Genomic DNA, 21,806 nt, shown 5'->3' with positions numbered 1-21,806 from the left:
AAACAGCCCTTGAGGTTGACCTAGACAGCGCGGCGAAGTCCTGTCTGAACCGCCCCGGTTTTCGTGGAGTCTCCTTGGCTTGAGTCAGACCGGTATGGTCTGCTGCTCAAGATCACGATAGTAGTTGGCCTCGAACTCCGCCGGTGGCAGGTAGTCGAGTGCGGCCATCAGCCGATGGTGGTTGAACCAGGCCACCCATTCAAGCGTGGCCATCTCCACCGCCTCTGTCGTCTTCCAGGGTCCTTTGCGGTGGATGACCTCGGCCTTGTACAAGCCGTTGATGGTCTCGGCCAGCGCGTTGTCGTAGCTGTCGCCCCTGCTGCCCACCGAGGGTTCGATCCCCGCTTCGGCCAAGCGCTCGCTGTAGCGAATGCTGACGTACTGCGCACCCCTGTCGGAGTGATGAATGAGTTGCCCCCCGCGCTCGCCTTGGCGGGCGTACAAGGCCTGCTCCAGCGCATCGAGCACGAAGTCGGTGGTCATCGAACTGCTGACACGCCAGCCCACGATGCGCCGGGCGAACACGTCAATGACGAAGGCCACGTACAGCCAACCCTGCCAGGTCGAGACGTACGTGAAGTCGGAAACCCACAGTTGGTTGGGCCGCTCGGCCTGGAACTGGCGGTTGACCCGATCCAGTGGGCACGGCGCCTTCGGATCACTGATCGTCGTACGCAACGCCTTGCCGCGCATGACCCCGCGCAGGCCCAGGCGTCCCATCAGGCGTTCGACGGTGCAGCGCGCCACCGTGATGCCCTCGCGCAGCATCTGGCGCCAGACCTTGCGCGCCCCATAAACGCCGTGATTGGCCTGCCAGATGCGTTGGATGTGGGGCATCAGGTGATCATCGCGCCTGGCGCGCTGACTTCGTCTACTTGGCTCTCGCTGACGCTGAACATGCCGCCAGTAACCTGAAGGGGCAATCTGCAGCACCCGGCAGATCGACTCGACCCCATGGGCATGGCGGTGCTCATCGACGAGTGCGTACATCACTTCAGTCGGCGGTCGAGTTCCGCCTGGGCGAAAAAAGCACTGGCCAGCTTCAGGATCTCGTTGGCCTTGCGCAGTTCCCGATTCTCTCGCTCCAGGTCCTTGATGCGCTGTGCTTCGGCCGTGGTGACTCCTTCGCGCTGGCCTGTGTCGCGTTCATGCCGGCGTACCCAACTGCGCAGCGTCTCAGCGGTGCAGCCGATCTTCACTGCTATCGATTCAATGGCAGCCCACTGCGAGGCGTATTCCGATTGATGCTCCATCACCATCCGCACAGCACGCTCGCGTACCTCGGGCGAATACTTCACTGACTTTCTCATGACTCCATCCTCTCAGAGAATGGAGACTCCTCTAAACCCGGGGCGGTTCAGTCTGCTGATGGGAAGCCTTCATTGCCAGGATTGCTCCAGTTCGAAGGCCCAGTTCGAACCAGGTCGGATCAAACGCTTTTATCTGACGAAGCGCGGCAAGATGGTCGCGTGACTGAAGCCATCTATTTGCATCGCACGCCTGAACTAGAAAGCCGGTAAGCAGCGGAGCATTTGCCACATCCAGTTTCGGGTTGTTTGTGGGACCACCGGAAGAATCCTGGGGAGCCCACAGGAGTTGACGGCCCAGTGCTTTGATGAGCTGCAATGGTGCTCCCTCGCATCGCTCCGAGATTTCCTTGAGCAATCCCTCGCAAAGCTTGAACGACGGCCAACTAGCTGCATCGGCGTGATTGCGCAGCAGCACCCGTTGCACATGGCTGTCCTCACCTTGCCAAAGCTGTTGCAGCATGGCGTCGGGTGCACGCTGGAACTCAGAGATCAACCGTTCGAAACGCTCGCTTCGGGCCCCAGTCTTCTCGAACAAGATTCGGTCGATCTGGATGGCCATCGACTCGTCCATGAGGCCCATCTTTTGGAATGCATCAGTCACGATCGGGTCTATCAAAGCCTGCGTGACGCCGGGGCCCAATTGCGTCAGCAATGAGGCCGAGAAGGCCCCGTAGGCTCTTAGCAAACTCGACCTCGACGTGAACTCCCACATCACGCCAAGTTCGTCCCTCATGTGTGCCATCAACTCGTACGTGTCAGCGGGAAACTTCAATAGTGCTGCCAGACAAGCATCTTGACTTCGCCCGATCACCCTCCAGTAGTCCAGCGTGTTCAGCGGGAGGTGCTTGAGATGCGCGTAGTGATGAGATATGAGCCTCCACGACGGGTGATCGAACTGATCGGTCATGGCAGCGACCACCTTCACGAGCTCTCGATCACGAACATCTGTTATCGGTGAACTCATGGCCCTGGCCAATGGGCACGCTTTGTCGCCAAGAGTCAGGAGAGTTCCCAAGCAGTCAAAAGCGGACGAGGCCCAAAGGGTTGGCCTCGCCATGAGGGTCGACGCTTCGCCAGAGTAGACGAGCCAAGGGCTGTGACTCGCCGGAAGCTCCGCCACGCTCCAACTTCTTCCAGCCTGCTCGTCCGCCGGCAGCTCAGGCAACTGACGTGGCTCCTGATCCCGGTCGAGGAGTGGGATGGCGCGAAAGTCAACTGATCGCAGTTGGTCCGGCGACGTCGCCGCCAGCTGCAGGGAAGATAAGGTGAACTTCTGATGCTCGCGTTCTAGCTCCACGTCGTAGCGATTCACACGCAAGGTTCTGATCGTTACTGACCCAGCTAGAAGGTTCACCTCCAAACATGCATCCAGATGGTCGCTTTGGCTGAAGAGCCCGTTCAAGGTTGATTCAATCTCGAACAACCTGAGATCTCCGACGCCATGAACGTCCAGCGGCACCTCAATCTCTGCGCGACGTAACCGGCTGCCTTGGCTCTCACCTTGCAAGTGCAGTTCAAGTCGATATCTTCTGGGCGTGCTTGGATTCTGGTCAAAGACCTGAACATGCACGTCGTGCGCTCGCTTGAGCGTCAGTGATGCGCCGTTTGGCAGGACACCGCCATTCGATCTCGTGAATCGTCCTCCGGAGGCTGGAAACGGCAAATCTACGCGCAAGACAGGAAGCGCCGGCGACCATTCGACGGTCAAACTGACGTTCGCTGGCGGATGCTCCTTCGCGTCTAGGTGCAAGCTGCAGGAGTCCCCTATCTCAGTGCGTGTAGGAGTCAGCTCGGCACTAGCATGCAAGGCCATCACGTTCCAACCACGGAACTCGATTGTTCCCTCACACTCGCTTCCCCCAGACTTGAATGCGATGCGCGCATCTGGCGCCACGAGTACCATTCGAAACTTGCGTCGGCGCTGACCATCGACCAACCACCAAGCATCAACCGGACCACGATGCGCCTTGACGTTCGGTAGCCGCTCTCCCTTTCGAACGGCCCGCGTCCACTCAAGTTCTCTGTCAGGGATCGGAAAAGGTTCACCTTCTTCGTTCAGGCGGTATAGCTTTGGAACGCCCTGGTACACCGGAAACGGCGACGAATGAAACCATAGGCGACTTCCCTTCCACAACAGTCGCTCATCCGCTTCGCTCTGCGCATCTGTTTGTACGAAATAAAGTTCATCGTCAGCGCTGATCGCTACTGGTCCTTGCACCTTGTACATCCATCTAGGCTCAGACAGATCCTCCACTAGCCCGACCAAATCCACCGATCCACCGCCCTCGGGGAGCAGGCTGAAGTGATCTGGAACCAAAACATACGCGGCACTGCTGGCGACCTTGCTGGAGCCAACGCCTACCAGCGTCAACGTCTCCTCCACCATTGAGAACGTCCACGGCTGCCCATCCTCCAAAGCCTCGCCCCCAGGAACGGATACAGGCGGCGCAAGATCCGCACCAACACTGCGCAAAGTGAGCAACACCTCCTGGCATGCTTCGGCGCCGATAAATCGTTTAGATCGCCCGGTAAGCAAAACAGTGCTCGACTGCGCGCCCAGTAGCTGTCGACCCTGCCCCAAGGGCAACCGATGATCACCGGCCATTTCGAGAACGAATGAAGGGGGAACTTCGGACGAGGACATTTGCATGGCTGAAGCAAATGCATCGACTGAGATCGTGCTGACCACACTCACCGACATTGACAGTGCATAGTTACCTGAATCTGCTAACTGAACGAGGGTGCGCACCACGGAGACGGGATACGCAGTGCTTGTCTTCGTCTGACGCGACACCTCCCGCACCAGACCAGCCAACAAGGACTCGACGGATTGGTCATCCACGGCGATCGGAAAGCGCTCCCGCCACTTGGGCTCCCTTTGGTCAAGTACCGCGACGGGATTGCCCACACCGGAAAGCTTGTGCTCGCCGCGCAGCGACATAACGGTCAAGACCATCTCGGACAACAGCCGGTAAATTTCGGGGGCGCGCAGATGCTGCACCAAGTCGTCACGCTGACTTTCGAAGTAAGCGAGCAACTGCGGCTCGCCCCAAGTCAACACTTGGGCCCTACGCGTCGCGCTCAGCAGGAGACGAGAAATCACTCCGTCTCCGCGCGCAATGAGTTTCAGCGGCAATCCACCGTGGGCGACAATGGCTCCGAGATACTTCTTCCCATCCTCACTGGGGCGGTGTCTCCAGGCACTTAAACCGCGCTCAACAATGACAGAGCGGTCCAACGGATCCACTCGGTACGGCCCCAGCGTTAGCGATTCGAAGATGCTCGTCCAACGCCATGCGCCTCCAGCGTACTCGCGCCGCCACCACTCGGAGGCATATAAAACGAACAGGGCCGCTTCGGCGTCGGACTGAACTCGCCAAGGCGAGCCAGCCATGTTCTTAAGCCGGTCAGAAAGAAGGTCCTTTAGCTCTTGGTACTCCGAATGAGAGACACGGTAACGGAAAAGCATTTGGCCGTTTGCTTTGTCCATGCCTCGTGACTTCAAGAATGCATGGAGCCATTCATCGACTGCCGGCAATTCTTCCCCCTCTATCGCTCAGGAACCAACGAATTCACTGACCATAACAGAATGCAAGCAAATGCTCAGTGAGCCTCGCGAGCTGAATTCAGCCAGAGCTCGTCGGTACGCTTCGCTGGCATATTGCGAGCCCATGCCGCGTGGCAGATCAACTCGAGGTTCGGGCGGCGCGGCTGCACACTGCCGCGTTGAGCGCAGCCAGCACCAGAGTTGTGTGTCGACCTGGCGGGAGATCCCATGACCCACTCCTTTGCGGCTGCAAGCATCCAGCAGCACCGCCAAATAGCTTCCTCGAGCTGACATGGACCGCGCTGCCAGCGTAAAAGTCTCGATTCGCCCCGTGGTCCAGTCGGTAGGGTCCGCGCTATTCCCCCGACCTGTCGATTCAACAACGCGCTTCAGCGGGATTGCTGGCGCAGATTGTGCTTAGGCAAAAGACCGAACTCAGCCTTGCGCGGACGCTTGCGGAGCCTCTGCAAGAGCTCCGTGTTCCACCGTAACCGCGCCGTTCTGGAATGCCAAAACGTCTCAGTAAGCTACAAATCCATGGTGTCTTAGCGCTTGTCGAATCAACTGCACGATCTTCCTCTGGCGCTCTTTAGGCATGCGTGCCTCGATCGTGGCAACGCTGATGCCCGCTACCACATCGCCGGCGCTGTTAAAGACTGGCAGGCCTACGGCGAGGACCCCCCGCGTGGCGTGGTTTCCTACCACCGACCAACCACGTTCTCGCGTGGCGTCTACCAACGCACGCAAGCGCGCCTGGGTCATGCCTCCGTACAGCATCAAGCTCGGCGCATTGACCTCAATCACGGCTTCCATCTCGCGATCTTCGAGAGCTGACAGCAGCGCCAAGCCAGCCGCGCCTACGCCCAATGGCTGTCGAGTTCCCACCTGGATAACGAGCACCTGCACCGGGTAGCTGCCCACGTGCCTTGCGATGCAATGCGACAGCCCCCCCTCGCGCACCACTGCAAAAGCCGCGTCACCACACCCCGCGCTCACGCTAGCCAACACAGGTGACAGCGTTTCGGCCAGGTCTTCGCGCTGCTTGGACGAGCGCCCCAGAGCCCCCCAACGCTCGCCTGGACCGTAATGAAAACGAGATACCACGCTGACATACCTTGCCGCCTGCAACGCGTGCAATAGCCGATACACAGTGCCCCGCTCCAAGCCGGTTTGGCGACACAACGCGATGACGCGCAGCCCTTCTGGGGGACCAGCAAGGATTGCATCCATCACCTTCAGCCCACGGCTCAAGGTTTGAGCCTCCTCGGGGGGTGAGGGTTTCCCCGAGGTATTTTTGTCCGCATGTCGGACGTTCTTGGTCATTCGTTTATCGGTTCCATTGAAACAATGCCCATCAACCCGTGGAGATTTATCACGTGGTGAGCACAGACGCAGACCACGAATTTACTGTCAAGGAGACGAAAAAATGAAGCCCCACATCAAGCGCAGAACGATTTGTTTGAGCCTGCTGGCCGCCGTGAACGCGACGTTCTCAGCACCAGCTTTTGCCGACAAGCTGAACTGGCCAACCAAGCCGATCAAGCTCGTCGTCGGCTACGCAGCTGGGGGTGCCACTGACGTGCTGGCGCGCCTAGTGGTCACCCGCATGGCGACCGAGTTGGGGCAGCCGATGGTCGTGGATAACCGCACCGGCGCCAACAGCAACGTCGGCGCCGAAATCGTGGCGCGCTCGGCTGCCGATGGTCACACGCTGTATGTTTTTACGATTGCCAACACGATCAATGCCTCGTTGTACAACAAGCTAGGCTACGACCCAGTCAAGGATTTCGAGCCGATCGGCCTGATCGCCAAGATTCCGAACCTGCTGGTGGTCAATCCTGCATTGCCTGTGCAATCGGTGCAGGAGTACATCAAATACGCCAAGGATGCGAAAGACGGCATCACGTTTGCGTCCTCTGGCAGCGGCTCGTCCATCCATCTCTCGGGTGAAATGTTCAAGATGAAAACCGGATTGAACATGCTGCACGTTCCGTACCGTGGCAGCGCCCCCGCTGTGTCTGATCTGCTGGGTGGTCAAGTGCAGTCGATGTTCGACAACTCTCCTTCAGCCATGCCACATGTGAAGGCTGGCAAGTTGCGTGCATTGGCAATAACCAGCAAGGAACGGTCTCCCTTGCTGCCCGACGTGCCCACAATAGCCGAGTCGGGTTTCCCAGGATTTGAGGTGCAATCGTGGTTTGGCATGGCAGCCCCTTCCGGCACTCCTGAGCCCGTGATCAAACGTTTGAATACAGCGCTCAACACTGCTCTGAACGACCCGGCCTTTAAACGGCGACTAGAGGAACTCGTGGCCACGACCTCACCTGGAACGCCAGATGACATGCGTAAGTTTGTCGCCAGTGAGCTGAAGAACTGGGGCGAAGTGGTTAAGGCATCCGGCGCTAAAGCATACTGACTGCTCTGTAACCATGCATCCCATTGACTTCTTCTGGCGCGCTGCGCAGCGCTGGCCCGACCGAACAGCCATCGATGCGCCAACCGAACGCATCACATACAGCGCGCTAGCGCAGCGGGTGCGCGCGGTGGCTGCTGGACTGATCCACCTTGATCCCACTCCGCAGTCGCGAGTGGGCATCTGCGCGACAAATACCGCAGAGCACATCGTCGCCCTGCTGGCTGTGCTTGCCTGCGGCAAGATATGGGTTCCCTTGAACCCCAAGAGCACGCCGTCCGAGATCCGCCGCATAACCGACTCTATCGATGCGAGCATTCTGATCATTGAGTCAGGCTATGAGGCACTTGTGACCGACGAAAGTGCCTACCGCATCCTCATCGGCGCGGCCAACGGTGGGCAAAGGACTCTGGACGTTCTGGCGCGAGCTCACGCCGACGCAATCCTGCCAGTGCTGGATTTGGATGGAGACGCAACGCAAGCCATCAAGTTCACGGGCGGAACCACCGGTGCTCCTAAAGGCGTGATGCAGCCTTATCGGGCCTGGATGACCAACATCGTCAACCAAATCCATGCTTGGTCATTCGACGAGAACGATCGCTATGTGATGGCTGCTCCCATCACTCACGGGACCTCCACCTATGTACTGCCAGTTCTGGCTCAGGGTGGATGCCACGTCATCATGAATGGCACAGGTGCAACTGCTGTACGTGACGCGTTCAAGCTCCGAGGCGGCACCGTGTGCTTCATGCCGCCCACTTTGGTGTACATGCTGATGGGGCTCGAAGATGTTACCCGCGCCGACTTTCCGCAGCTTAAGCGTTTGATCTACGGGGGAGCTCCCATGCCACCCGAGAAGATACGCGAAGTGCGAGCGTTCTTCGGTCCCGTGCTGGGCACGACATATGGACAGACGGAGGCGCCACAGATCCTGACCGTGATGCGCCCTGAGGATTTCGACGACGAAGCTAACTGGGCCGCCGTAGGACGCTGCACTTGGTACAGCGACGTGGCCATCATGTCCCCGGACGGCAGGTTGTTACCCCCAGGTGAGGTGGGCGAAGTCGTCGCTCGTGGGCCGCTAGTGATGACGGGTTACTGGAAGTTGCCCGAGAAGACTGCCGAAACCTTGGTGGACGGCTGGCTCCATACGGGTGACCGGGGGCTGCTCGATGCGAGAGGCTATCTGTACTTAAAGGATCGCCTCAAGGACATGGTCATCACCGGCGGTTTCAATGTATACCCCATCGAGGTGGAAGACGCGCTTTCTCAGCACCCCGCCGTGCATGAGTCGACCGTATTTGGTGTTCCCGATGACAAGTGGGGAGAGAGCGTCAACGCCGCCGTGCAACTACGTCCCGGGCACCACGCCAGCGAGATCGAACTGGCCGCCTTTGTGCGCGAGCGCCTGGGCCCTGTGCAAACACCGAAGCGCATCCACTTTGTCAACGATCTTCCTCGCTCACCTGTGGGCAAAGTATTGAAGAACGCCGTGCGCGATATGGCTCTGAGCGGGCAACTATGAACTCTTTCTTCGTATGAGCACCATCAAAAAGACTCCTACTACCAGCTTGTGCACCCACACCCTTAGCAGCCTCACCTATCGCAACGCCAACTTGGTTGACGACTTGATGGGCAAGGCTACTTTCACCGAGGTGATGCTGATGCAGGTTCTGGGACGCAAACCGCGCCCGGTTGACCTGCGGATCACCGATGTGGTGCTCATCGTGCTGATGGAGCACGGTCTCACGCCCAGCGCCATTGCCACGCGACTGATTTATATGAGCGCCCCCGAGAACCTGCAAGGCGCAGTCTCAGCCGGGTTGCTGGCCGTGGGAAGCTCCTTTGTTGGCACTATGGAGAACTGCTCGGGATTGCTCGATCGCATCATCGCAGCCCCCGATTCGCAAGCTGAAGCCATGGAAATTGCACTCCACTACAAGGCACTCAAGCTACCCGTGCCCGGCTTTGGCCACCACCTGCACAAACCGGTTGATCCGCGCGCTTACAAGCTGCTGGAGATTGGTCGTGATGAGCCCGACCTGAAGGGCGACCGCATTCGTGCTTTGGAGGCGCTCTCGAAAGCCGTAGACGAGGTGGCCGGGCGCCCAATCACCATCAACGCCACCGGTGCTGTCGCCGCGCTGCTAGGCGAAATCGAAGTGCCCACAGCAATCATGCGCGGCTTTGCGGTCGTCTCGCGTGCAGCAGGGCTGGTGGCGCACATTGTCGAAGAACAGCACGATCCATCTGGACGATTCATCTGGGACACGGTGGAAAAAGCGATCCCCTTCGTTAGCCCCAGCGAAGCCGACAAGCCCTGAAATGGTTACCCGCATTCTGGTGACTGGAGGCAGTCGCGGAATCGGTCGCGCAGTGGTAGATCGTCTGAGCGAGGATGGTCATCAGGTTGTCAATTTCGACCTGCAGCCGCCTGAGCAAATGGCCTGTGACGAACAGTACCTGTGCGTCGATGTCAGCGACGAGGCTGCACTACGCCACGCGCTCGACGACGCACTGAAGAGCGGACCAATCACCCGTCTGGTCAACAACGCCGGCATTGTGCGGCCTCAGTCTCTCAACAGAGTCAGCACCGACGATCTGCGCGCCGTGATGGACGTGAACCTTGCCGCATCGGTGGTGTGCGCGCAGGCACTTCTCCCGGGGATGATGGCGGCAGGCGATGGACGAATCGTCAATATTTCCAGCCGCGCTGCGCTGGGCAAGACAGAACGCATCGCCTACGCGTCGAGCAAGGCGGCCCTGCATGGCTTTACCAAGGCATTGGCGCTTGAAGTGGGCGCCCATGGCATCACTGTGAATGCTGTAGGTCCGGGCCCAATCGCCACCGAGCTTTTCACCAAAGTCAACCCGCCAAGGTCGCCTGCGACAGAGCGGATTATGCAGGCGATCCCGCTGCGTCGGATGGGCTTGCCTTCAGAAGTCGCTCACATGGTGGCCTCCTTGTTAGATACACGTGCAGGCTTCGTCACGGGCCAGGTGATCTATGTTTGCGGAGGCATGACCGTGGGATTGGCATCATGAGTGACCTAGTGAGGTCTACACCACGTGGGCCGTGGGATCTCGCCGGAAAGACGGTGGCGGTGGCCGGTGGGGGATCGGTCGCTCCCGGTTGGAGCATTGGGCGTGCCGCCTGCGTGACCTATGCTCGCTTGGGTGCCACCGTGCTTGTGCTCGATCGCGACCTGTCCTCCGCGCAGGAAACAGCTCGATTCATCACCGAGGAGGGCGGCGAAGCGTATGCCTATGAGGCCGACATGGCGCGAGAGCAAGACATCGTGGACACTTTTCGTTCCTTGGCTATGCGCCATGCACCACTCGACGTGCTTCATCACAACGTCGGCATCGGCAAGACCGGCGGACCCATGGAAACCAGTGCTGAAGACTTGGATCGCATCCACTCCGTCAACGTCAAAAGCTTGATGTTGAGCTGCCAAGCCGTGCTTCCCAGCATGGTGGAGCGCCGCACTGGAGTCATTATCTCGATTGCATCAGTCGCGGGGCTTCGTTACCTTGGTTATCCTCATCTCGCGTATTGCACAACCAAGGCGGCCGTCATCCAGATGACGCGCATGATTGCGCAGCAGTACGCCCCTTACGGCATTCGCGCCAATACGGTGATACCAGGGCTGATCGACACCCCACGGGTGACGGCCAACGTGGCGCACATGTTTGCAGATAATCTGGACGAGGCTAAGGCTGAACGTGCTCGGCAGGTTCCGATGCAACGCATGGGCACTGCCTGGGAGGTAGCCAACGCTTGCGCGTTTCTGGCCTCGGACTCGGCCAGTTACATCACAGGTACGGAGCTGCTGGTTGACGGCGGCTTGGTAGGCAAGTTCGTTTGATCCAACCGACGAGAATGCCCATGCGCCAAGAATCAGGAGGTTAACCTGGAAGGTGGACTATATTGGGCTATCTTGGTTCTGACGCCCTTTTTTCTGGCGCCACAGGAATTATTGGCATAGATTGGCTTTGCAACTGCTGCAGTCCGTTGCTTCCTTGGTGTGAACTCACGCTGATCAGCATCAAGCGGTCGCTGACCTAAATTTCGCTAGACGAAGCCAGTAGCCGCCCGTTAGGCCAACTCGCCGGCATCATCAGCGTCGTCCACCTCTTCAGAGTCGGACGGCAGTACGATGAGGTGCTCCTCTTCGCCTTCGGCTTGCTCAGCCTGAGCCTTCGCCTCGCGCTCCGCTTCAATCGCTGCAAGCATCTGAGTCACCAGCGGCTCTAACGCTGCAACGCCGTCCTTGTACTCCTCAGTCCTTAGTAGCTGCCGCTTGCGCACGAAGGGGATGACCTTACATCCCTCGGGCGGAGTCCAACCCTGCGGGACCGATTCATTGGCCACGAACACTTGATGCGACGGTGCGTGCGTGTAGATAGTGTCGAGCAGCTTGGCGGTGTTCGCGTCGTCCAAACCCTGCTGTCGAGGAGTGTCGACCATGAACGGGAAGGCGGGCCCATTGCCGTAGCGCCGGTTCAAGGCTAGCAGCGCCATGTGCATAGCCAAGTAGATGCGAGGGCTGGAGCTGCCCGAAGCCTTCGCCCCCGGGCGCGCGCCAATCTTCACGGGGCCAATCTCAGCTTTGGAGATGCCAAGTCGGTCGGCGTAGGCGTTCAACTCGTCTTTGAACTCATTGCGGACTTGCTTCTCGCGCCCCTTCTCTGTGAGCCCCGCAAGCTCTGCTTGGAGCGCGTCTCGCTCTACCTTGAACTCGTCAATCTGTGCGGACAGATCCCGCTTAGTGCGGTCGTAGGCTTGCTCGAGCGTGGTTCGGCTCTTCGCAGCAATGATGTCACCAACTGTCGTACCTTCCCTCTCACGCGCCATCAACACGCGCAGCTCATTCAGGCTCGAGGAGACAGCCTGGAGCTTGGCGCGCAGATCCTGCTCTCGGTTTTGAACAGATGCAAGCTGACTGCGCACAGAGATGACCAACTGGTGAGCATCTTCCGCGTCGGTCGCGAGCTCCACTTTGGCTCGAAAAGAACTGTCGTGCACCTGCCCGCAGGTGGGGCAGGTAAGCTGACCTTCGTCGGGGATCTTCGACAGGTACGCCAGGTCTCCCACCAAGTCTTCCTCGGCGCGCATCACCATCTGCAGCTCGGCGACCTTGATTTGTCGGTCCTCGACCGCTTCGACCAGTGCAGAACGGATTTCGTCTTCTTCCTTAGACAGGGCGGCAGCGCGGTCTGCGAGCTCCCTCAGCTCGTTGGCGAAAACATGTTCGTCGAGCGTCGCCCTGGACTCGGGCAGCATTGCGCTGACCTGCTCGAAAGCCTTGGATTGCAGGCGCGCCTGTATCTTGGCTTCGCGAAGCTTGTAGTCGATTTCGTCTCGACGCAGCTGGGCGAGGAAGTAGCGTTGCGGGCGCAGCCCGGTAAACGCTTCGAAGACAATGGGCTCCCAGCGGAGAAACTTCCCAAGGCCAGAGAACGCGGCCCACCTCCGGCTCCAGCCACCCTCTTGGTCGATGTAAAAGGGCAGTATGGCGTACTCGGGCCCTGCAAGTCCGAACAGGCCTTCTTGCTGGCGCTGTAGCTTCAGAGGGAAGTCGAAAAGTTCGACAAAAAACTTCGTCCAGACCTTGGCGCTCTCGGTTCCAATGACGAGCTTGCCGTCGGCGTCGAATGCCGCGCGTTGGTGCCGCCCCGAGCGCAGGAAGATGTACTTCTTGCTCCCGATAGACAGCTCAGTAGCTGCTGTAATGTTCGAGTCCCATGAGCCGGCGTTGCGCGCGGCGGGCTCACATCCAAGCGTCCAGACCATATGCTTGAGGACGCGCGACTTCCCAGTCTCGTTAATCCCCGCTAGCAGGTTCTTGGTCGGGCTGAAGGTCTCCCTTCGAGCGCTCGCGTCCCTTTCGGACACGAGCCAGAGCGCGTGAAAGGTGACGATCGCTCTCATTTCGCGTTCTCAGGTTGCGAATCAGCCGGAACAGGTGGTAGATGTTTGGTTGGGTTTGCATCTTCGTAAATCATCGCCATGAGGCAGTAGAGGTATTCGCGCTTGAATAATCCAAAGTCAGGGGGCGACAGTTTCTCCAGGTCGCGGTACCAGGTTTCGAACATATCCGTGAGACGGACGACGTCTGCGTACTCGCCCTTGGCCGTGTAGACATCCTTCAGCCGGGAGGCAAGCATGGGCGTTGAGGTCGTGCGATCCGATATCTGAACGCAGGCTCGTGCCATCTCCCGGCGCATCTGGCGAACGACCGCTGGAGGTGCCAGCTCAGCATTGAACCGGTTGATAACCGACTGCACATGGTCGGACGTGGGGATTGCCTTGTCGTTCGCCGCGGCGAGGTACTCCGTGACGTCAGCCCGTGTGACGGCTCTCGCGAGCAGCTCGGGGAAGTTTTTCGCGTGACGCGTGCTCGCGGCGCGCAGGTTGACATATGATGCGACGATCAACACCGCCAGGAGCGTGGCCTTCCCGCTGAGCTCAAGCCCCGTCGCCAGCTGCATTTCAGCGCATTCGCCTGCCACGAATTTGTGCGGGTCAACTACAGGGCAGTCAGTAACAAGGAGTTCGAAGTCGTCGAGGTCGATTGCCTCTTCGGCCGGAACATCTAGCTGCGCGCGGAGCTTTGCTTCGATATCTTTCTTGGCAGCGTCCGGCAGCGCGCTCAGGGCCACGCTGCTGACCATCACCGTTCCGCCTGCGGCCCTAGGGATTTCGAAGGATGCGTCAGACGCAAAGACGAGTTCCACCTTTGTCAAGTCCGAGAACCGGCGGCGATGGACGTACAGCTTCGCAAGAATCGACGGTTTCGCCTGTTTTGGCTTGGATTTCTTGCCCGCTTTGCCCTTGCCTGCGGCGAGCGCGGCGGCTGCGTCAGTTTGGCCGCCAGCGCTAGGGTCGTTCGCAGCCTCGTCTTCTGGCTTCTCTACCGCCAGCAAGCTCCGTAGCGTCCACCTGAAGGACGATTCGTTCTTCTTAAGCTGGACGAACCGCACCGTCGTCGGATCGGTAGAGGAGTTCAGAAGAGCAATGTCCTGCTGCCACTCAAGGACGACGGCGTAGTCGCCCGGCTTCCGGTGCGCGCGCATTGCCTCCAGGACCGCGAGCCATACCTGAAAGCTGAAGCCCTTGATGGCATGCCGGCCGCCGGTCTCGTCACCCTCGAAGTCATGGAAAAGATCCGTTAGAACCTTCTGCAGCGGTGGTTCCGGCAACGTATTTGCAGTCATCGAGTGTCTGGTGCGTGCCCAAAGCAACGGAAAGGCATTTGTCTCGAGAAGTCCGTACTGCATACGGTCATGGAGCCATGAAGGACCAACACATCCAAAAAAGCTCGGCGTTTGGCCTCAATAGTGACGATTATTGCGCCAATTTTTTTGCCCATGGGCTACGGGGCAGGCTGGCCACTGCGGACTGTGTCATCGCACATTGGCGAGCAACCGCTGAGTGCGATAGCTACCACTGGTTGGCCCATGGTTGAACGGCCGCAATCAGCCTGATGCTGACATGTAGGCTGCCGTAGCAAGAACCACCCAGTGGCCTCTCTCCACTTGGAGCGTCGAGAAATCCTACCGTCCCTCCCCCCACGCACCCACCGCCTGATCCGCCGCCCCCCGCAACCCCTCATACAGCCCCGCCGGCCCCAGCAGAATACCTTTCATCCCGGCCCGCACCCGCTCCGACTCCAGCGCCTGCCGGCTCATGATCTGATGCGCCTCGAAGGCCTCGATGATGGCGTTCATCAGCTCGGCATCGAAGTTCGGTGACGCCGCAAACTGCGCCTTGGTGTTGTTCCTGGCTTGCTCGGCCAGCACTTCGGATTCCATCAGCTTGCCGCGGATCACGTTGTTGACGTAGACCAGCTTGTCCTCGTCGCTGAGCTCGCCCTCGAAGAGGTCGTTCACCCGCTCCAGGATTTCCGAGAGCAGGCGCTTTTCCTTGTCCTGCAACTGCCCACCGCCGGTCTCGGTCATGGGTTGCAGGCGGTATTCGCCTTCCGTTTCATTCAGCGCCAGATCGCGCCGGCCCTGGTCCTTCAGCTTGTGGTGGGTCAGCACCACCTTGGACAGATCGATCCCCTCGCGCTCGCGGCCAAAGTCCAGCAGCGGCAACAGGCGCTTGAAGAACAGGGCGCGCTTCTCTACGGCGGTGTTGCCGTAGTCAAACAGCTGGCTCAGGAAGGCATAGACCCGCACATAGGTGCCCAGATCGCGCCGGAACAGCAAGAGCGCATCCAGCTCGTCCCGGGCCGCCTGGGCTTCGGGGCCCTCCGGCTTGGCCGATTGCAGCTTGTCCTGTGCGGCCCGGTAGCGCCTGAGCAGACGATCGGCCACCGGCTCGATGGCCGCCACCAGCATGGCCTGGGTGGCCCTGGGGTTCAGCTCGGCGGCCACCACGCGCTCGACCTCGTGTTCGTCGTAATGCCCGCTGGCATCCAGCTTGGCCTTCAAATCCAGGATCAGATTCGGGTCGGTCACCCCGGCCAGTTCGGCGGTTTCGTAATAGGTCTTGAAGGCGGCCAGCACCTCGTCCGGGTCGTTGACGAAGTCCAGCACATAGGTGGTGTCCTTCTGGCCGTGCGGGCCGTTGTAGGCGCGGTTCAGCCGGCTCAGGGTCTGCACCGCCTGGATGCCGGCCAAGCGCTTGTCCACGTACATGCCGCACAAAAGCGGTTGATCGAAGCCAGTCTGGAATTTGTTGGCCACCAGCAGAATCTGGAAGGCGGCGGTGTTGAAGGCCTCGCGAATGCCCTTGCCGTCCAGCCCAGGGTTCAGCTCGGCCGAGCGCTCGGACACCGGCTCGCCGGTGCTTTCATCGAGCACTTCGCCCGAAAAGGCCACCAGGGTGCCGATGGCGTAGCGGTGCTCCTGGATGTACTGGTCCATGGCGCGCTTCCAGCGCACCGCCTCCAACCGGCTGGCGGTGACCACCATGGCCTTGGCCTGGCCACCCAGCAGGGGCTGCACGTTGTCGATGAAGTGCTCGACGACGATAGCCACCTTCTGGCTGATGTTGTACGGGTGCAGGCGCACCCAGCGCATCAGGCCCTTGACGGCTGCGCTTTGCTCGACTTCCGTGTCGGTCCAGTCCTTGCCGTCGTGGGTCAGCTTGAAGGCCAGCCGGTACGGCGTGTAGTTCTTCAGCACATCGAGGATGAAGCCCTCCTCGATGGCCTGGCGCATGGAATAGACGTGGAAGGCTTGCGGCAGGTTGGTGGGGCCGGCCGGCTGGCCGGGGTCGGGGCGCCTGCCGAACAGCTCCAACGTCTTGGCCTTGGGCGTGGCGGTGAAGGCGATGTAGGTGATGCCGGCATCCGCTCCGGCGCGGGCGCTCATCTGTGCGGCCAGGATGTCTTCGTGGCTGACCTCGCCGCCGTCGGCCAGGTCCTTTTGCTCCTCGGCGCTCAGCAGCTCCTTCAGCTTGGCGGCGGCCTCGCCGGTCTGGCTGGAATGGGCCTCGTCGGCAATCACCGCAAAGCGCTTGCCCTCGGTGGCGGCCAACTCGCGCACCTTCTCCAGGGCAAAGGGGAAGGTCTGGATGGTGCAGACGATGATCTTCTTGCCGCCCGACAGCGCCTGGGCCAGTTGCTGGCTCTTGCTGGCATCGTCGCCGGTGATGGTCTCGACCACGCCGGTGGTGCGCTGGAAGTCGAAGATGGCGTCCTGCAGCTGGACATCGAGCACATTGCGGTCGCTCACCACCAACACGCTGGAGAACAGCTTGTGGTGCCCGGCGTCGTGCAGGTCGGACAGAAAGTGCGCCGTCCAGGCAATCGAGTTGGTCTTGCCCGAGCCCGCGCTGTGCTGGATCAGGTACTTGCCGCCCGGGCCGTCGGCCAGCACTGCCTGCACCAGGCGGCGGGTGGCGTCGAGCTGGTGGTAGCGCGGAAAGATGATGGCGCGGATGCGCTTCTTCTCATCGCGCAGGGTGACCAGGTAGCGCTCGATGATCTCCAGCCAGGAGTCGCGTTGCCAGACCTGCTCCCACAGGTAGTGGGTGCGGTGGCCGTCCGCATGCGGCGGATTGCCGGCGCCGCCACGGTCTCCCAGGTTGAAGGGCAGGAACTGGGTGGCCGGCCCCAGCAGGCGGGTGGCCATGTGCACGTCGCGGTTGCTGAGCGCAAAGTGCACCAGCGCGCCGCGCGGAAAGTCGAGCAGGGGCTCGGCGCTGGCCCTGCCCTTGGGGCGCGGCAGGCGGTCGAAGCGGTACTGGTCGATGGCCCGGTTCACGTCCTGGGTGAAGTCGGTCTTGATTTCGGCCGTGGCCACCGGGATGCCGTTCAGGCACAGCACCAGGTCGATGATGTCGTCATGGCTGGTGCGCACCTGGCGCAGCACGCGCAGGCGGTTGGCGGCGTAGCGCGCCTGCAGCTCGGGGTTCATGCCCAGCGCGGGGCGAAACTGCGCCATGCGCAGGGGCGCGCGCAGGCCGAGCATGTCGAAGCCGTGGCGCAGCACATCCAGCGTGCCCTGGGTGTCGAGGGCCTTGCGCAGGCGGTCGAGCAGGATGGCTTCGGCTGCCGCGCCGTGGTTCTTGACCAGGGTTTCCCAGGCCTGGGGCTGGGTGGCTTGCAGCCAGGCGATGAGATCGGCGGGGTACAAGGCGCGCGGGGTGTCGTAGCTGCGCGCGTCGCCTTCGGTGCCGGGCTCGGAATACAGCCAGCCGTGGGCGGCGAGGTGAGTGCAGATGTCGGTTTCGAACGCAATTTCGTTGTGTACGGCCATCGATCCTCCGTCCGGGGTTTAGTGCTCAGGCTTGTTTGCCGACTGATCAACCTCGATCAGATGCCAGGCACGGTTCGCAATCGTCAGACGACCGTCGAACACCGAAACATGTACCGATGCCCCGGCATAACGTTGGGGCAAGTGATCCAGATGAATCGCCGGAATCGCGAAACTCGCAGGCCACGGCGCACCGATTCCAGGCATGGCGATCACTTCAGAGCAGGCCTCGACCCGAAAAACCGCTCCATCAAAGGAGAAGATGGCGGGATCTGTCTCAGCAGCGGTCGCAGCCAATGGGCGCAATGCTTTGGCGGCCAGCTTGAACCAATCCTTTTCCACACAGCACTGAGGCCGCCTTTCGTATGCCTGCTGCCTGCGCACCCAGGGCAAGTGATCTTGCAGCAGCCGCCCTTCAAGCAACCACCTCGGCGCTTCGCTGTCTGGAACGCAGGTGCCCACGCCATGGGCCAGCCACGCCAAGCCCTGCTCGAACGATTCAACGTCAACGGGCATCTCAAATTGAATCCGGGCTAGCGATCTCGCACTCTGCGCATGGCCATGAACCAAGAAACACGGTTCGAACCACTTGTTCATGACGCGGGCAGCGCTCAGCTCAAAGCCTTTAGCAGCGTAACGGTACGCAGGCTGCTCGTCCGTCATGGCTCCCCACTGCTCCTCAAACCCCAAGGGGAGCCACAAGCTCCTGACGTTGAAGCTCATGGGCCTTCTCGAGCAAGCACATGCCCGCGCACGTCGATCTGGCCGGTGACGGCGGCGGAGATCAAGGCGGAACGACGCTCTTGGAGAAGGAGAACAGCTTCACCTGCCATGTCTGCCAAGCGCTCGATTCGATCAACCTCCGTCCGAAGGTATTGCGCGATTGCTTGCTGCTCAGCCAGCGGAGGCACTAGCGCTTTGAACTCGACTGCGTGGCTGATATTGAACTGCTCCTGAGCAGCGCCGTACTGAACCACCTCAACCTGATATCTCACTACTTTGCTGTTCATCAGATAGCAAAGCCAGTCCGAGTCGAAGTGGCCTTTTCTTATCAGCATGACGGAGGCGCAGTTGCCGCCTTCGCATTCAGGCGGCACGACCGCAGTCACGCCGGGTGCCCCCACTCTCACTGTCAGCAAGTCCCCAGCTCGCAGATACGTCTTGGACTGCCGCGCGCTGTCGTCAACGGTGATGCGTCGAGCGTTCTCGTAATCAATGGTGCCCTCGCGGATGTCTCCACCGTAGATGAACGGTAGGCCTTCTTGAGAAACATAGTCCGACGGATTGATCACGATCCCAACCGTCATACTTGGCGTTAGGCGCTTGAGGGCGAGCACTCCCCAATGCGCCGGCACCTGCCCCAACCACTCCACCCCCGAATCCTTCATCGGCACCGACGGATCAAGCCCCTTGGTGACGGCGTGCGAGATGAGGGCCTGGCGCTTTTCCTTCAGCAGCGCGATCAGCTTTTCCTGCTCGGCCACCAGCGCGTCGATCTTGGCGGTTTCGCGGTCGAGGAAGGTGGCGATGGCCGACTGCTCCTCAGCTGCTGGCAGGGGTATTCGCAGGTTCCCAATAATCTCTACAGCCAGCCCCGGCTGGGCTGCGGCAACGGAGTACTGGCCAAGGTTCATCGCGCGAAGCAGCTCCCCAAGCCAGCGCACTTGGACAAATACATGCGGTGTCACAACGACAGCATGCTCAGATGCCCAAAACCTACCTTCCGCATAATTGATGTTGCCGCAGAGCGCTCCTTGCCGCCCGATCAGCGCAAAGAGACCATCGTGTGTGAACGCATTGGTAAATCCGCGCAGGCCGTTCCCTCCATACACGGGGTAGTTGCCAATTTCGTCTATCGAATCTGCAGTGATGGCATCACCGCTTCGCATGCTCACCAGTCGTTTCAGCGCGACGACATCCCAATGCGCCGGCACCTCCCCCAGCCACTCCACCCCACTGTCCTTGTAGGCTGGGTACTTGGGGAAGCTCATGCCGACAGCCCCTTGATCATCTCCAGGATGCGGTCGGTGGTTGCTTTCAGGTCGTCATCGATCTCGGCCAGCGGCCGGGGCGGCTTGAAGACGTAGAAGTGCCGGTTGAACGGAATCTCGTAACCCACTCGGGTCTTGTCCGGGTCGATCCAGGCATCGGGCGCGTGCGGCAGCACCTCGCGCTCGAAGTATTCGGCCACGTCCTCCTTGTACGGCACGTTCTCGGTGTCGCGCAGCTTGCTGTCAGGCTGGGGCTTGCCTTTTTGCCTGCCACGCGTGCCCAGCACGATATTTCCGGCTTCGTCGCGCAGCGGCCGCTCCACGGTGATGCTGTGGTAGCCGAAGTCCTCGTTGTCGAAGATGCGGCTGATGGGCGTGCCGTCTTCGTCCCTGGCTTCCTGGAAGCTGCCAAAGAGCCGGGTGATGCGCTCGATGTGGGCGTCGGACAGCTCCTTGCGCTTGGAGCCCAGGCTCTTGCGCATCTTCTGCCACATGCCGCTGGCGTCGATCAATTGCACCTTGCCGCGCCGCTCGGCGGGTTTCTTGTTGGACAGAATCCAGACGTAGGTGGCGATGCCGGTGTTGTAGAACATGTCGGTGGGCAGGCCGACGATGGCTTCCAGCAGGTCGTTTTCCAGCACGTAGCGGCGAATCTCGCTCTCGCCCGAGCCGGCGCCGCCGGTGAACAGCGGCGAGCCGTTGAGCACGATGCCAAAGCGGCTGCCGCCTTCCTTGAGCGGGCGCATCTTGCTGATCAGGTGCAGCAGAAACAGCATGGAGCCGTCGGAGATGCGCGGCAGGCCGGGACCGAAGCGGCCGGCAAAGCCCTGGGTTTCGTGCTCGCGGCGGACTTCCTTCTCGACTTTCTTCCATTCCACGCCGAAGGGCGGGTTGGAGAGCATGTAGTCGAAGTGCTCGCCGTGGTGGCCGTCGTCGCTCAAGGTGTTGCCGAAGACGATGTTCTCCACCTTCTGGCCCTTGATCAGCATGTCGGCCTTGCAGATGGCGTAGGACTCGGGGTTGAGCTCCTGGCCGTAGACGTTCAGGCTGGCGCGGGGGTTCAGCTCGGCCAGGTATTCGCCGGCCACGCTGAGCATGCCACCCGTTCCCGCCGTCGGGTCGTACAGGGTGCGCACCACGCCGGGTTTGGACAGTGCATCGCTGTCTTCGACGAACAGCAGGTTCACCATCAGGCGGATGACCTCGCGCGGGGTGAAGTGCTCGCCGGCGGTTTCGTTGGAGAGTTCGGCGAACTTGCGGATCAGCTCCTCGAACACGGTGCCCATGTCGGCGTTGCTGACCCGGCTGGGGTGCAGGTCGATCTGGCAGAACTTCTCGGTGACCTGGTAGAGCAGGCCGGCCTTGGACAGGCGTTCGACCTGGGTCTGGAACTCGAAGCGCTCGAAGATGTCGCGCACTTCCGAAGAGAAGCCCTGGATGTAGGTAAGCAGGTTTTGCTCGACGTTGCTCGGGTCGCCCAGCAGCTTCTTGAGATCGAGCGGGGATTGGTTGAAGAACGGCAGGCCGGTCTTGCGCTGCAGGAACGGGCCGGGGTTGACGCCCAGCTTTTGCTTGGCGGCCAGCTCGGCCAGCACGGCGTCCTTGGTGGGTTCGAGCACGCAGTCGAGACGGCGCAGCACGGTGAACGGCAGGATGACCTTGCCGTAGTCGGACTGCTTGTAATCGCCGCGAAGCAGGTCGGCAACCGACCAGATGAAGGAGGACAGGGCTGCTTGGGTGGCCATGTGACGGAGTGTATCGGCGCAGCCCGCTGGCAAAGCCTGGCCGACAGCCCCATCTCGGCTGCCGTCTCAGTCTAGATTTTTTCAGTC

The 21,806-nt window shown here is 60.5% G+C and carries 14 protein-coding genes and 1 other annotated feature; of the genes, 5 read left to right on the top strand and 9 right to left on the bottom strand.

Annotated features, from left to right (window positions below):
- Positions 1-84: 84 nt before the first annotated feature.
- The 3 genes from ACFSCU_RS01910 to ACFSCU_RS01900 all read right to left on the bottom strand — a co-directional run bounded on the left by ACFSCU_RS01910 (position 85) and on the right by ACFSCU_RS01900 (position 6,180).
- Positions 85-1,310, bottom strand: a protein-coding gene (locus ACFSCU_RS01910; RefSeq protein WP_377559729.1) for an IS3 family transposase whose coding sequence is annotated in 2 segments (ribosomal slippage) — positions 85-1,031 and positions 1,031-1,310 — 1,227 coding nt in all. Because the reading frame shifts where the segments join, the coding sequence is not laid out codon by codon here.
- Positions 916-1,032 (bottom strand) — a sequence feature (AL1L pseudoknot). (Overlaps the previous gene by 117 nt.)
- A 31-nt stretch (positions 1,311-1,341) precedes the next feature.
- The gene (locus ACFSCU_RS01905; protein WP_377559728.1) at positions 1,342-4,848 is read right to left on the bottom strand and encodes an STY4851/ECs_5259 family protein; all 3,507 of its coding nucleotides are present in this window, start codon (positions 4,846-4,848) and stop codon (positions 1,342-1,344) included.
- Between the two features lie 528 nt (positions 4,849-5,376).
- Positions 5,377-6,180 carry an IclR family transcriptional regulator gene (locus tag ACFSCU_RS01900; RefSeq protein WP_377559727.1) on the bottom strand — a complete coding sequence of 268 codons (804 nt, stop codon included), beginning with the start codon at positions 6,178-6,180 and terminating at the stop codon, positions 5,377-5,379.
- Between the two features lie 103 nt (positions 6,181-6,283).
- Here ACFSCU_RS01900 and ACFSCU_RS01895 point away from each other — a divergent pair, with 103 nt between their 5' ends.
- From ACFSCU_RS01895 to ACFSCU_RS01875, 5 genes are read left to right on the top strand one after another with little or no spacing between them, the layout of a single operon-like run.
- Positions 6,284-7,273, top strand: a complete 990-nt coding sequence (locus tag ACFSCU_RS01895; protein WP_377559726.1) for a Bug family tripartite tricarboxylate transporter substrate binding protein — start codon at positions 6,284-6,286, stop codon at positions 7,271-7,273.
- Between the two features lie 13 nt (positions 7,274-7,286).
- Entirely contained in the window at positions 7,287-8,795 is a 1,509-nt protein-coding gene (locus tag ACFSCU_RS01890) for a class I adenylate-forming enzyme family protein (protein WP_377559725.1), read from the top strand.
- 13 nt (positions 8,796-8,808) lie between these two features.
- Entirely contained in the window at positions 8,809-9,594 is a 786-nt protein-coding gene (locus ACFSCU_RS01885; RefSeq protein WP_377559723.1) for a citryl-CoA lyase, read from the top strand.
- A gap of 1 nt (position 9,595) precedes the next feature.
- On the top strand, positions 9,596-10,315 hold the full coding sequence (locus ACFSCU_RS01880; RefSeq protein WP_180550283.1) for an SDR family oxidoreductase: 720 nt from the start codon (positions 9,596-9,598) through the stop codon (positions 10,313-10,315).
- Positions 10,312-11,139, top strand: a complete 828-nt coding sequence (locus tag ACFSCU_RS01875; RefSeq protein ID WP_180550284.1) for an SDR family NAD(P)-dependent oxidoreductase — start codon at positions 10,312-10,314, stop codon at positions 11,137-11,139. The genes ACFSCU_RS01880 and ACFSCU_RS01875 overlap by 4 nt, the downstream gene beginning before the upstream one ends.
- A 230-nt stretch (positions 11,140-11,369) precedes the next feature.
- Here ACFSCU_RS01875 and ACFSCU_RS01870 read toward each other — a convergent pair whose 3' ends face one another.
- The 6 genes from ACFSCU_RS01870 to ACFSCU_RS01845 all read right to left on the bottom strand — a co-directional run bounded on the left by ACFSCU_RS01870 (position 11,370) and on the right by ACFSCU_RS01845 (position 21,719).
- Positions 11,370-13,205: a hypothetical protein gene (locus tag ACFSCU_RS01870; RefSeq protein WP_377559720.1), complete on the bottom strand. Its 1,836-nt coding sequence runs from the start codon at positions 13,203-13,205 to the stop codon at positions 11,370-11,372.
- The gene (locus ACFSCU_RS01865; protein ID WP_180550288.1) at positions 13,202-14,491 is read right to left on the bottom strand and encodes a dsDNA nuclease domain-containing protein; all 1,290 of its coding nucleotides are present in this window, start codon (positions 14,489-14,491) and stop codon (positions 13,202-13,204) included. Before ACFSCU_RS01865 ends, ACFSCU_RS01870 begins: the two co-directional genes overlap by 4 nt.
- A gap of 339 nt (positions 14,492-14,830) precedes the next feature.
- On the bottom strand, positions 14,831-17,986 hold the full coding sequence (locus tag ACFSCU_RS01860; RefSeq protein ID WP_377559718.1) for a type I restriction endonuclease subunit R: 3,156 nt from the start codon (positions 17,984-17,986) through the stop codon (positions 14,831-14,833).
- An 18-nt stretch (positions 17,987-18,004) separates the two neighbouring features.
- Positions 18,005-18,706: a hypothetical protein gene (locus ACFSCU_RS01855; RefSeq protein ID WP_180550289.1), complete on the bottom strand. Its 702-nt coding sequence runs from the start codon at positions 18,704-18,706 to the stop codon at positions 18,005-18,007.
- On the bottom strand, positions 18,703-19,974 hold the full coding sequence (locus ACFSCU_RS01850) for a restriction endonuclease subunit S (RefSeq protein WP_377559715.1): 1,272 nt from the start codon (positions 19,972-19,974) through the stop codon (positions 18,703-18,705). The genes ACFSCU_RS01855 and ACFSCU_RS01850 overlap by 4 nt, the downstream gene beginning before the upstream one ends.
- The gene (locus ACFSCU_RS01845; protein WP_180550291.1) at positions 19,971-21,719 is read right to left on the bottom strand and encodes a type I restriction-modification system subunit M; all 1,749 of its coding nucleotides are present in this window, start codon (positions 21,717-21,719) and stop codon (positions 19,971-19,973) included. Before ACFSCU_RS01845 ends, ACFSCU_RS01850 begins: the two co-directional genes overlap by 4 nt.
- Between the last annotated feature and the right edge of the window lie 87 nt (positions 21,720-21,806).

The organism is Ottowia beijingensis (assembly GCF_042680925.1).
GTDB classification, from domain to species: domain Bacteria; phylum Pseudomonadota; class Gammaproteobacteria; order Burkholderiales; family Burkholderiaceae_C; genus Ottowia; species Ottowia beijingensis.
Note: the sequence above shows the minus strand (reverse complement) of the source record. Positions and strands in the feature narration are given on the sequence as shown.